This is a genomic window from Maribacter ulvicola, assembly GCF_900155985.1.
In the GTDB taxonomy this organism is placed as follows: domain Bacteria; phylum Bacteroidota; class Bacteroidia; order Flavobacteriales; family Flavobacteriaceae; genus Maribacter; species Maribacter ulvicola.
The window spans coordinates 59776-71211 of sequence record NZ_FTMA01000005.1; the positions used below are offsets into that span (position 1 = coordinate 59776).

At 37.5% G+C, this 11436-nt stretch carries 11 protein-coding genes; 9 read left to right on the forward strand and 2 right to left on the reverse strand.

The genetic code is table 11. The annotated features are described in order from the left end of the window. Nucleotides 1-42 precede the first annotated feature (42 nt). From BW936_RS13550 to BW936_RS13570, 5 genes are read left to right on the forward strand one after another with little or no spacing between them, the layout of a single operon-like run. Nucleotides 43-699: a GDSL-type esterase/lipase family protein gene (locus tag BW936_RS13550; protein ID WP_084182090.1), complete on the forward strand. Its 657-nt coding sequence runs from the start codon at nt 43-45 to the stop codon at nt 697-699. Between the two features lie 41 nt (nt 700-740). After that, the gene (locus BW936_RS13555) at nt 741-2315 is read left to right on the forward strand and encodes a sialidase family protein (protein WP_076549351.1); all 1575 of its coding nucleotides are present in this window, start codon (nt 741-743) and stop codon (nt 2313-2315) included. A 1-nt stretch (nt 2316) separates the two neighbouring features. Next, the gene (locus tag BW936_RS13560; RefSeq protein WP_076548965.1) at nt 2317-3816 is read left to right on the forward strand and encodes a sulfatase-like hydrolase/transferase; all 1500 of its coding nucleotides are present in this window, start codon (nt 2317-2319) and stop codon (nt 3814-3816) included. Then, nucleotides 3806-4579 carry a creatininase family protein gene (locus BW936_RS13565; protein ID WP_244156234.1) on the forward strand — a complete coding sequence of 258 codons (774 nt, stop codon included), beginning with the start codon at nt 3806-3808 and terminating at the stop codon, nt 4577-4579. Before BW936_RS13560 ends, BW936_RS13565 begins: the two co-directional genes overlap by 11 nt. Before the next feature lie 37 nt (nt 4580-4616). Then, complete coding sequence (locus tag BW936_RS13570; protein WP_076548967.1) at nt 4617-5759, forward strand: sialidase family protein; 1143 nt, start codon at nt 4617-4619, stop codon at nt 5757-5759. Nucleotides 5760-5839: 80 nt separating this feature from the next. Here the strand turns inward: BW936_RS13570 and BW936_RS13575 are convergent, their stop codons facing one another. Further along, a complete protein-coding gene (locus tag BW936_RS13575; protein ID WP_076548969.1) occupies nt 5840-6691 on the reverse strand; it encodes an AraC family transcriptional regulator in 852 nt (283 codons plus the stop codon). Between the two features lie 136 nt (nt 6692-6827). Between BW936_RS13575 and BW936_RS13580 the strand changes: the two genes are divergently transcribed. The 3 genes from BW936_RS13580 to BW936_RS13590 are packed head-to-tail and all read left to right on the forward strand — an operon-like array spanning nt 6828 to nt 9357. Continuing rightward, nucleotides 6828-7610 (forward strand): phytanoyl-CoA dioxygenase family protein, encoded by a 783-nt coding sequence (locus BW936_RS13580; RefSeq protein WP_208611125.1) that lies wholly within the window; start codon nt 6828-6830, stop codon nt 7608-7610. A gap of 30 nt (nt 7611-7640) precedes the next feature. Beyond that, the gene (locus BW936_RS13585; protein WP_076548971.1) at nt 7641-8624 is read left to right on the forward strand and encodes an aldo/keto reductase; all 984 of its coding nucleotides are present in this window, start codon (nt 7641-7643) and stop codon (nt 8622-8624) included. 7 nt (nt 8625-8631) lie between these two features. Continuing rightward, entirely contained in the window at nt 8632-9357 is a 726-nt protein-coding gene (locus BW936_RS13590; RefSeq protein ID WP_076548973.1) for a creatininase family protein, read from the forward strand. A 9-nt stretch (nt 9358-9366) separates the two neighbouring features. Here BW936_RS13590 and BW936_RS13595 read toward each other — a convergent pair whose 3' ends face one another. Continuing rightward, on the reverse strand, nt 9367-10083 hold the full coding sequence (locus tag BW936_RS13595) for a FadR/GntR family transcriptional regulator (RefSeq protein ID WP_208611126.1): 717 nt from the start codon (nt 10081-10083) through the stop codon (nt 9367-9369). A gap of 174 nt (nt 10084-10257) precedes the next feature. Between BW936_RS13595 and BW936_RS13600 the strand changes: the two genes are divergently transcribed. Beyond that, entirely contained in the window at nt 10258-11427 is a 1170-nt protein-coding gene (locus tag BW936_RS13600) for a n-acyl-d-glucosamine 2-epimerase (protein WP_076548975.1), read from the forward strand. The last annotated feature ends 9 nt before the right edge of the window (nt 11428-11436 follow it).

Below are 11436 nucleotides of genomic sequence, written 5' to 3' on the forward strand. Positions count from 1 at the left end.
CAAGATAACCCAATAATTATATAAAGGATAAAAAAAATAAAATTGACACATAAACTAATAATATTTTTTGGATTTTTCGCAATCGCATTTTCGGCTAATTGTCAAAAGTATTCTGATCATTACTATCAACGTAAGAAGCAATTTGAAGCGACACCCGACACCGAAGATGAAATAATCTTTTTAGGGAACAGTATTACCGAAGGTGGGGATTGGGGAGCGATGTTTCCTAATAAAAATGTACTGAATAGAGGTATAAGTGGAGATGTAACGGCGGGAATCCTTAATCGATTATCGGAAATTACCTCCTCCCAACCGACAAAAATATTCCTGCTTATCGGGACCAACGATCTTGCTAGGGGGAAGACCGAAACGTATGTGATCGACCATGTGACATCAATTTTGCTTGAAATAAAAAATGAATCGGAGACCACGAAAGTATTTTTGCAAAGTATCCTTCCGGTAAATCCGGCAGTAGGCGATAAATTTTCAGGACATAAGAAAAATCAAGAATTGATCGTCTCTGTGAATTGGGAATTAAAAGCGCTTTCTAAAAAAATGAACGTAGCTTTTATAGATCTTCATAAAAAATTCAGGAATTCCAAGGGAGCATTAAAACCAAAATATACAGCCGACGGATTGCACTTGAACATTAAGGGATACCAGAAATGGAAAAAAATAGTAGCCCCTTACATCAAATAGGAGTAATTATCAAATCATTGAACAGTAGTAAATTTATAATCATGAAAAACAAAGTTAATTTATTTGCGGTATATTCCATTATGGCAATAGTTCTTTTGTCTTGTGGAGAAAAAAAGATTTTGGAGGTTTCGGATTTTTCCTATGAAGCTAGTCAACCGGTACTTCCTGTACTTACCTTAAAAGATAAGAATAAGGTTGTCCAAATGAAATTGACCATCCCAAAAGATACGTCCGACATTATTGTTTCTTCTATGGATTTTAATTTGGAAGGAACAACTGATCTGAAAAATATCACCAATATAGACATATATTCATCATTTAAAGAACCTCGATTTGAAACGGGAACCAAGTTTGGAAGTAGCGACGAAATCAATTTCAAAGTTCAAATTGATGGCCATCAACCTTTGCAAGCAGGGGACAATTATTTTTGGTTGTCAATGGCATTAAAGGATAGTGTTAATTTGACCAATAAAATTAGCGCAAACAGTGTTTCTATCACCTTGTCCAATGGGCAAGTCCTTAAACCATCTGTTACAGACATCCAAACCGCACAAAGAATAGGTGTTGCTTTAAGACAGCACAATCAGGACAATGTTGATACGTATCGAATTCCGGGCATGGTAACTACCAATAACGGAACTTTAATTGCAGTTTACGATAATCGTTACGAAGGCAGTGTCGATCTTCAGGCGGACGCAGATGTTGGTATGAGCCGCAGTACGGACGGCGGGACTACTTGGGAACCAATGAAAGTAATCATGGATATGGGTGAATATGGAGGTAAACCACAAAACGAAAATGGTATTGGCGACCCTTCAATTCTTGTAGATAGAAATACTGGAACAATATGGGTTGCAGCCGTATGGGCTCACGGACATCCAGGAGAGCGTAATTGGCACGCCTCCAAACCAGGGATTTCCCCTGAAGAAACAAGTCAGTTCGTTTTAGTAAAAAGCGAAGACGACGGGCTTACATGGTCCGACCCTATAAATATCACCTCACAAATAAAAAAGCCAGAATGGCAATTATTATTGCAAGGACCTGGAAAAGGAATTACCCTTAAAGACGGAACATTAGTATTTCCCGCCCAATTTAAAGATAAGGATAGGATGCCACACTCCACCATTATCTATAGTAAAGATTCAGGACTTACGTGGAAAATTGGTACAGGCGCGAGATCAAATACTACGGAAGCACAGGTGGTGCAATTGGACGATGAAAGCTTAATGCTAAATATGCGTGATAATCGTGGAGGCTCCAGGGCAGTTGCCATTACAAAGGATTTAGGACAAACTTGGGAGGATCATGATTCTTCACGAAAGGCTCTTATAGAACCAGTGTGTATGGCCAGTTTGATCAGTTTTGATCATTCAAAAAAGGGGAAGCTACTTTTCTTTTTCAACCCTAATAATGACAAACGTAGGGCAAACATGACCATAAAAACAAGTTTTGATCAAGGACTTACGTGGCCAACAGAAAATCAATTGGAACTTTACGAAGATTCCTGCTACGGCTATTCCTGTATGACCGTAATAGATGAAAATCATATCGGAATTCTGTACGAAGGGAATAAAGAACTATACTTTGAAAAGGTAAACATAAACGAGTTGTTTTAAGATGAAAAGTTTACGAATCGCATCCGTCATGTTTATATTGGTTTTTGGGTTCAATTCCTGTAAAACTATTACTGAAAATGAACCTAAACAACCAGAGGAGTTACCAAATATTATATTGGTAATGGCCGATGATTTGGGTTGGGGCGATGTCGCTTACAACGGTAATAAAACGGTAAAAACACCTCATTTAGATCAAATGGCTGCTGAGGGTCTAAAATTGAACAGGTTTTATGCTGCTGCTCCAGTATGTTCCCCTACAAGGGCCAGTGCTCTTACGGGTAGACATCCTTATAGGGTAAAGATACCTTGGGCCGGAGACGGCTTTATTCATCCAAATGAAGTGACCATCGCTGAAATGCTAAAAATTAAGGGATATGCTACTGGCCATTTTGGCAAATGGCATGTGGGCGGATTGAGCAAGAGTTTTAAACAGAGTTATTTTCCTGGCCCCATAACTACATACTCTCCACCTTGGGAAAACGGTTTTGATGTCTCATTTTCTACAGAATCCATGATGCCCACTTACAATCCATATTATCATGTTGGAGGAAACTATGGCGAAGAAGATTATAAAATGATTCAAACTGAGGCTGTAGGCCAAGGACAAGAAACTGGAGGACATAAGTGGAGGGACGTCTATTGGACCGGTCCTGGTCAATTTTTGGACAATAATCCAGGGGGTGACGATGCCGAACTTGTAATGGACAAGGCATTGGAATTCATAAAAGAAAAAGTAGAAACACAAGAAAATTTCCTATCCCTAATTTGGTTTCATAATGTTCATACCCCGGTGGTAGCAGGTAATAAGCATCGAGAACTATACAAGGACCTAACCACCGAAGAACAGCATTGGTATGGCGGAATATCCGCTATGGACGATCAAATAGGTCGTTTAAGGGCAGAATTGAAAATAATGGGTATCAGCGAAAATACCATCATTTGGTTCTGTAGTGACAATGGTCCTTCCTACGTACACGATCTAAACTCTGCGGGGCCTTATAGAGGAAAAAAGTCGGAATTATTGGAAGGAGGAATAATAGTACCCTCCATTGTAGAATGGCCTGCGAAATTTAAATCTCCTGCTTCAATAAACACACCAATGGTAACGAGCGATTTCTTTCCTACTTTATTGGAAATAAGCGGTGTAGATTGGAAAGGGCAGGCACATATAGACGGAGAAGATGTCTTATCAATTTTAATGGGCGATAAAACACAAAGAGAACGCCCCATTGGATTTAGGTCCCCCCTTCCCTCTAGATTGAACCAGGAAAAAACGCTGAATGCCGAACAATGGGCCTATTTAGACCAAAATTATAAACTTATATCTATGGATAATGGCAAGTCTTATCAATTGTACGACCTATCCACGGATGTTCAGGAAAGCAAGGATCTCTCTGAACAACTACCAGATTATAAACAAAAGTTGTTAGAAGGGTTATTAACTTGGTCCCGTTCGATTGACACGGAATTGGAAATGCAAAATAGTACCTATGAAGAATAAGATAAGACCGTACGTTTTAGCAGAAAATAATTGGAAATCGGTAAAGGAAATAGAATACACCGTAGCGGTATTACCCTGGGGGGCTACTGAAGCACACAACTACCATTTACCTTACGCCACAGACAACATCTTGTCTGAGAATGCAGCAATAGAAAGTGCGAAATTGGCTTGGAAAAATGGAGCAAAGGTGGTGGTCCTACCAACTATTCCATTTGGCGTAAATACAGGGCAAATGGATGTAAAACTATGCATAAACATGAATCCGAGTACCCAGTACGCTATTTTAAAGGATACGGTACAGGTATTGGACACGCACGGGATAAACAAATTAGTTATTGTAAATGGCCACGGGGGAAACGATTTTAAACAGATTATCAGAGAGTTAAGCTTACAGTTCCCTAAAGTGTTTGTGTGTGCATTAAATTGGTGGGGCAGTCTGGATTCCAAAGCTTATTTTAAGGAACCTGGGGATCATGCTGGCGAATTAGAAACCGCAGCAATGATGCACTTGAACCCTGAATTGGTCTTACCACTTTCTGAAGCGGGACCAGGATCAGCCAAATCCTTTAAATTAAAAGGACTTAAACAAGGATGGGTCAAGGCACAACGCAAATGGACCAAAGTAACCGAGGATACGGGTGTTGGCAACCCTAAACATGCCAACAAAGAAAAGGGAAAGATATTTTTTGAACATTCCGTTAAGAACATAGGTGTGTTTTTGGAAGAACTTCATGAAACAGATTTAGAGGATATTTATGAATAACAAAAAATATGAATATTAAGCAATTAAATTATAAAACATGAAAAAAGCTATTATTGGACTATTTTTAATTACCGGGTCATTCGCATTGGCCCAAAACAAGGCACATCAAATTGCCGAAGGCGTTAAGGTGCATCAAGACTTATTCAATTCATCCATGGCGGAAGGGGTAGCCTGTTACAGAATACCAGCAATTGTAACCGCCCCTAATGGAGATGTCATTGCGGCCATAGATGAAAGAGTGCCTTCCTGTGGCGATCTTAAATGGAGCAAGGATATCAATATCGTAATAAGAAGAAGTAGTGATAATGGTAACACATGGACACCAATAGAAACAGTAGTGGATTTACCATTTGGGAAATCGGTATCCGATCCCTCAATGATTGTTGATGAGACGACCAAAGAGATATTTATGTTTTACAATTATATGGATTTGGATAAAGAGCGTGATATCTATTACTTTCATGTCGTAAAAAGCTCGGACAATGGAAAAACCTGGAGTAAACCGCAAGACATTACAGATCAGATAGCTAAAGTGGATTGGCGAACTGATTTTAAATTCATAACGTCTGGGCGTGGAATTCAAACCAAGTCTGGGAAATTATTGCATACTATGGTAAATCTCAATAGTGGCCTACACCTCTTTGCAAGTGATGACCATGGAAAATCTTGGTATTTAATTGACACCCCTATACAACCTGCCAATGAATCTAAAGTAGTAGAATTAGTCGATGGACGCTGGATGATCAATTCTAGAGTTAATAAAAGTGGTATGCGTTATACTCATATTTCTAGCGACGAAGGAAAAACATGGACTTCTTCCCCAGAACCAGGACTAATAGATCCTGGTTGTAATGGCAGTATAATAAGGTACACTTCCATTGAGCAAGGGTTTAAAAAAAATAGATTACTCTTTTCGAATGCAAAGATGGTAAAAGGAAGAGAAAATATGACAGTTCGTATAAGCTATGATGAAGGTAAAACCTGGTCTGAAGGTAAAACTATCTACACTGGTGGTTCAGCCTATTCCTCTTTGACCGTTTTAGAGAATGGGGACATCGGATTGTTTTTTGAAAAAGATGGTTATAAGGAGAATCCTTTTATAAGTTTCTCTTTAAAATGGCTAACTGAAGGTGAGGATAAATGGAAAAAACCTTCTTCAAAACGGAAAGCAAAATCTTAAATACCATATTTGAATAGAATTAAATAATTACAAACTGGACTTGTAAGATGGCTATCAACCACTACAAGACCAGTTTTTTTTTATCCTAGTTGTTTTATATACTCTCGAGGACTGCAGCCGACCACCACTTTAAATTGTTTATTAAAGTTGGAAATACTCTGAAAACCACTTCTAAAACCTACTTCGGTGATATTAAACTGGCCTTCATTCAAAAGCTTACAAGCACAGCCCGTACGGTACTCGTTTAAATATACAAAAAACGTCCGTCTTGTAATTTTCTTGAAATACCTACAAAATCCCTGATTAGTCATATTTACAAGGCTAGCTACCTCAGTCAATGAAATCTCTCTATTAAAATTTAAATGAACGAAGTTATAGATCAAATTGATTTTCACGTAATCATTTTCCCTGTAGCCCGGCAAATAAGCAGGGCTAGCAATATATTCATAAGATTGACTTCTCCCCAATGACTCAAAAATGGATAAGATATCTATGACGTTTTGCATGGGTTTAGAACCCTTTGAAATTTGAAACATCTTCTCAGCAATAGCAAAATTGTTATTGCCTATAAATTTAAGACCTCGCAAGGATTTTTTAAAAAGCAGCTTCAACTCGCTAAGCTCTTCTCCTTCCAACCATTCTCCTTTCCACAAAGCACTGTTCAATTGTATCACCAAAGATTGGGAAGGTTGGCGAACTGAATATGTACTTTCCCATGAATGAGGAAGGTTAGGTCCTAAAAAGAAGAGATCTCCACGACTAAATGTAACCATCCGATCACCAACAAAGCTTCGCCCACTTCCTTGATGAATGTAGGTAAGCTCGAATTCGGGATGGAAATGAAAGAGGCCATCAAATTTTGGAACCTTATTATTTTTAATAACAAAAAGGCGTTCCTTATGAATTTCTATCTTTTGATATAATGGCTTCATAGTACCACAAAAATAACACAAAAAAACTAATACTCACGCCAATTAAGTTAATATAGTAGCAGTATCCTATCATATTGTTGTAGTATAATGCTCTTAATCTGCCCAATTTTGTACGTATAATTTTAATCACAACTTTATGAAACGCATGGATGATTTAAATGATAAAGTCTTTAGTAACAAGCTAAGACAAGATTTTTTAAGTGACGGATATATTCTATTCCCAAAATTCCTTCAGCAAGATGAAATTGACATGGTCAATAAAAAAATCCAAGAATTTATTGCTACCAAGGTCCAAGATATGCCCACCAAGCAAGTGTATTATGAGGATATTACTAATAAAGATACCCTTAAGCAATTACAGCAACTGTTTGCATATGACCCTTTCTTTTTTGATATGATGTTTGGCAGTCGCTTTCAAAAATTGGCATCCATCCTTTTGGACGACAATGTTGTGGGCAAAAATATACAGTATTTCAATAAGCCAGCAAAGATTGGACAACCTACCCCTCCTCATCAAGACGGCTATTATTTTATGCTCTCCCCAAATGAAGCTGTTACAATGTGGATGGCATTGGAACCGGTAGACCAGGAAAACGGCTGTGTTAGATATGTAAAAGGGTCTCATAGATATGGCATCCGTAGTCATGGCAGAACGGGCACCTTAGGATTTTCACAGGGAATAACGGATTTTGGTTGCCCAAATGACCTAGAAAATGAAGTTTTTTTCCCAACACAGGCTGGCGATTTACTTGTCCATCATTCATTGACTATCCATAGGGCCGACGGCAACCAAAGCGAACGTTCCAGAAAGGCCATGGGATTCATTTACTACGCTGAGAAAGCACAAGAGGATAAAGCAGCTCATGTAGAGTATGCCAAGAATTTAGCAATAGAATTAGCCAAGGATAAAAAAATTTAAAAGTCAATTTGTTTAATTTTTAATGAGCGTATGGAGTATAGAACATTTGGAAGGTCGGGTTGGAAGGTAAGTGAAATAGGCTTCGGTGGTTGGCAATTGGGAGGCACCTGGGGAAAGGTGGACGACAAAAATTCCATAGAGACTCTTTTGTATGCCTTTGAAAATGGGGTGAATTTTGTAGACACGGCCTTTGCCTACGGAAATGGCCATAGTGAAAAAGTTATAGGAAAAGCACTCGATCAATGGAGTTCAGGGAAGATATATGTGGCTACCAAGATCACCCCAATAATGAATAAAAGTAAATCCTTAAACCTAGATAATAATCCTTCTATTAAAGATTGCTATCCAAGTTGGTATATCCGAGAAATTATAGAAGGAAGCTTAAAAAGGTTAGGAACAGAGCGGCTAGATTTGATACAACTTCACCTATGGTTTGAAGATGGAATTACAAATCTTGAATGGCTCAATACGCTAACTATCCTTAAAAAAGAAGGCAAAATAGATAAGATTGGGGTATCACTAGCCGATATTAGGCCTGAGCAGGGTTTGGAATTGGCGAAAAAAGGATTAGTAGACAGCATACAAGTCTTGTTCAATATGTTTGAACAAGAACCCGCTGACTTATTATTTCCTGAAAGTTCAAAAACAGGAACAGCCATCATCACAAGAGTACCATTGGATTCCGGTGCATTGACAGGTACTTGGACTGATAATACAATTATGGAATGGGACAAAAACGACAAGCGACGTTTAATGTATAGAGACAATAGATTTAAGGAAACTTTACAAAGGGTAGAAGACTTAAAGAAACTATGCAATCCATATTACCCCACACTGGCCGAAGCGGCCTTAAGGTATTCCTTATATCGAAAAGAAGTGGCAGTGGTTATTCCAGGTATGCGCAACAAACGCGAGGTAGACCTTAATCTGGCCATTTCTGACGGAAAAAAATTTGATAGTGAACTTGTTGAAATGTTAAGACCTTATAGGTGGAAACACGAATTTTATAATTAAAAAATATATGGCAACCAATTCTCTAAAACATTTACAAATTGAAAGGTTGAATCCCTTGGAAATTGACAAGGCTATACACCAAAAATCATTGGTATTCATTCCATTGGGAGCTATTGAATGGCATGGATTACATTTACCTATTGGACTAGATAGCTTAACTTCTCATGGGATATGCTTACAAGTGGCACATAAAAGCGGGGGACTTGTCATGCCTCCTTTCTATTACGGCATGTCCGGGAGTATATGGCATCACCCATATACAATACTTATAGAAGAAGAACTCGTATTCTTAAAAATAATAAAAACTACCTTGGTCCGTTTGGAAGCGAGCGGCGTACAAAAGGTTGTCATTTTTACAGGCCATTTTTCTTTAAAACAATTACAAGCATTAGACACCTTAAAACAAGACTGGCTAATTATTCGGAATTCTTTAGATTTGTCCATATTCTCCATTAGCGATTGTCCAACCGTAGAGATGGAAGCCGACCATGGTGCAATTTTTGAGACTTCAGTTTTAGCAGAAATACATCCAGAGTTAGTGAAATTGCAAAATTTACCTTCGAAAGAAATTTTCCCTTCAAATGATCCTAACGGAAATAGTAAAGGGGACCATAGATGTGACCCAGATAATGTGCTTTTTGGAATTTTTGGTGATGACCCTAGAAATTACAATAAGCAGAGAGCAGAAATTATTATTCGCAAAATTATTGATTGGTTAGTTCAATCGGTATAAAGAATTAAATTATTTTCTAAATATTCTATCAAAATGTGGTTCAAGGTGTCTTCTCATAGCTGTCCTGAAAGTCTCTGGCGTACCCACCTTTAAATTATCCAACAACATTCGATGTGTAACAAACTGTCCACTGGAATATTCATATTCCTTTGACAATAAGTCCGAACTATTCATATAAACAAATTCAAAAACAGGAAGAAGAAGATCCTGAAATTTCTTTAAAGTATCATTGTTTGACATTTCATAGAGTTTTCCATGGAATGCAATTTCCTTGTCCAACGAGAAGACCGCTTTATTGAAATAGGTCTCTTCTTCCAATACCACAATTTCTTCCAATTCCAACATATCTTTAACCGTTTTGTGTTCAAAAAGAAAGTCGGCCATTCCCATTTCCATAATTAGGCGAAATTCAAATAAATTCTTAAGCGTATCCGACGCCAGAAGGGTAGGATCTAACATACGCTGAAAATTGTTCATAATATCAGGGTTTGTAAGAATCATTCCCCTATGCTTTTTAGATTCAATAATACCAAAAGTTCTTAATCTCAATATTGCTTCCCTAATCACAGTCCTACTTACCCCTAAGGAATTTGCAAAATCAAGCTCTTTCGGTATTGGATCTCCAGCTTTAAGCTTGTTTTGTTTAATATACTCCAGCAATCGGACCTCTACCTTATCTACCAATGAAGATGTTTCAATGGGCTCAATTTTTGTGCGTTTTTTCATAAGCTTAATGCAAATATTCAATTATGGACTAAATTAACCAAACAACAAAAGTAATATTGTTATCCGTTATTTAACAATGAATTTTAAAGTATATCATTTTTACGTAAAAATGTTCACTAATATAATAAAAAACCTCTAAATTAGCATTATGTATAACATATATTTTTTTTTATTATGAAATATTCGGAAATCTATAAAAATACGCTTTTCAATGATATACTCCCTTTTTGGGAAAAGCATTCCCTAGACAATGAAAATGGCGGTTATTTTACTTGCTTGAACCTTAAAGGTAGCGTTTATGATACGGATAAATTTATTTGGTTACAAGGCAGACAAGCTTGGACGTACTCCATGCTCTATAACAAGGTGGAAAAAAACAGTAAATGGTTAGAAATCTCAAAATTGGGAATAGATTTTATTAGAAATCATGGGATGGACAAGGACGGGAATTTCTATTTTGCCGTTACCAAGTCAGGTAAGCCTCTAGTACAACCCTATAATATTTTTTCCGACTGTTTTGCTGCAATGGCTTTCAGTCAATATGCAACGGCCATGGAAGATGAAGAAATAAAATCCCTGGCAAAAAAAACGTATTACAATATTCTAAGAAAAAAGGATAACCCAAAGGGCGGTTATGAGAAAAATACAGATACCCGCCCACTAAAAGGCTTTGCCCTTCCCATGATACTATCTAATTTAGTTTTGGAACTTGAAGATGTCTTGGATGCAGAGGAAGTGGAAAAAACCATCAATAATAGTGTAAATGAGGTGATGGAGGTGTTTTGCCAAAAAGATTCTGGTATTATATATGAATTTGTAACACCGGACGGTAAGCTTGAAGATAGCTTTAATGGAAGACTATTAAATCCCGGCCATGGAATTGAAGCCATGTGGTTTATGATCGATATAGGTGTCAGAAATAATGATAACGGCCTCATAAAAAAAGCAACGCAGATTATCATTAATATTTTAGAATACAGCTGGGATAAAGAATATGGAGGCATTTTTTATTTTATGGATGCCCTGAACAAACCCATGCAACAACTGGAATGGGACCAAAAGTTATGGTGGGTACATTTAGAAACCTTAGTTGCATTGGCAAAAGCCTACGAACATACCCAGAATGAAGAAACGTGGCAATGGTTCCAAAAAGTACACGAATATGCTTGGAGCAATTTCTCCGACCCTGAGAATGGAGAGTGGTTTGGATATCTAAATAGACAAGGGAAACCATTGAATAACCTTAAAGGCGGAAAATGGAAGGGATGTTTTCACGTACCTAGGGCGATGTATCAATGTTGGAAAAGTTTGGAGCAAATTGAGCGTATTCATAATATAAAATAGTACTTATGA

Bases quoted from the DNA above. Each gene is read 5' to 3' on its own strand.
- BW936_RS13555 (WP_076549351.1), top strand. From the start codon at position 741: ATGAAAAACAAAGTTAATTTATTTGCGGTATATTCCATTATGGCAATA.
- BW936_RS13560 (WP_076548965.1), top strand. From the start codon at position 2,317: ATGAAAAGTTTACGAATCGCATCCGTCATGTTTATATTGGTTTTTGGG.
- BW936_RS13565 (WP_244156234.1), top strand. From the start codon at position 3,806: ATGAAGAATAAGATAAGACCGTACGTTTTAGCAGAAAATAATTGGAAA.
- BW936_RS13570 (WP_076548967.1), top strand. From the start codon at position 4,617: ATGAAAAAAGCTATTATTGGACTATTTTTAATTACCGGGTCATTCGCA.
- BW936_RS13575 (WP_076548969.1), bottom strand. From the start codon at position 6,691: ATGAAGCCATTATATCAAAAGATAGAAATTCATAAGGAACGCCTTTTT.
- BW936_RS13580 (WP_208611125.1), top strand. From the start codon at position 6,828: ATGAAACGCATGGATGATTTAAATGATAAAGTCTTTAGTAACAAGCTA.
- BW936_RS13585 (WP_076548971.1), top strand. From the start codon at position 7,641: ATGGAGTATAGAACATTTGGAAGGTCGGGTTGGAAGGTAAGTGAAATA.
- BW936_RS13590 (WP_076548973.1), top strand. From the start codon at position 8,632: ATGGCAACCAATTCTCTAAAACATTTACAAATTGAAAGGTTGAATCCC.
- BW936_RS13595 (WP_208611126.1), bottom strand. From the start codon at position 10,083: ATGAAAAAACGCACAAAAATTGAGCCCATTGAAACATCTTCATTGGTA.
- BW936_RS13600 (WP_076548975.1), top strand. From the start codon at position 10,258: ATGAAATATTCGGAAATCTATAAAAATACGCTTTTCAATGATATACTC.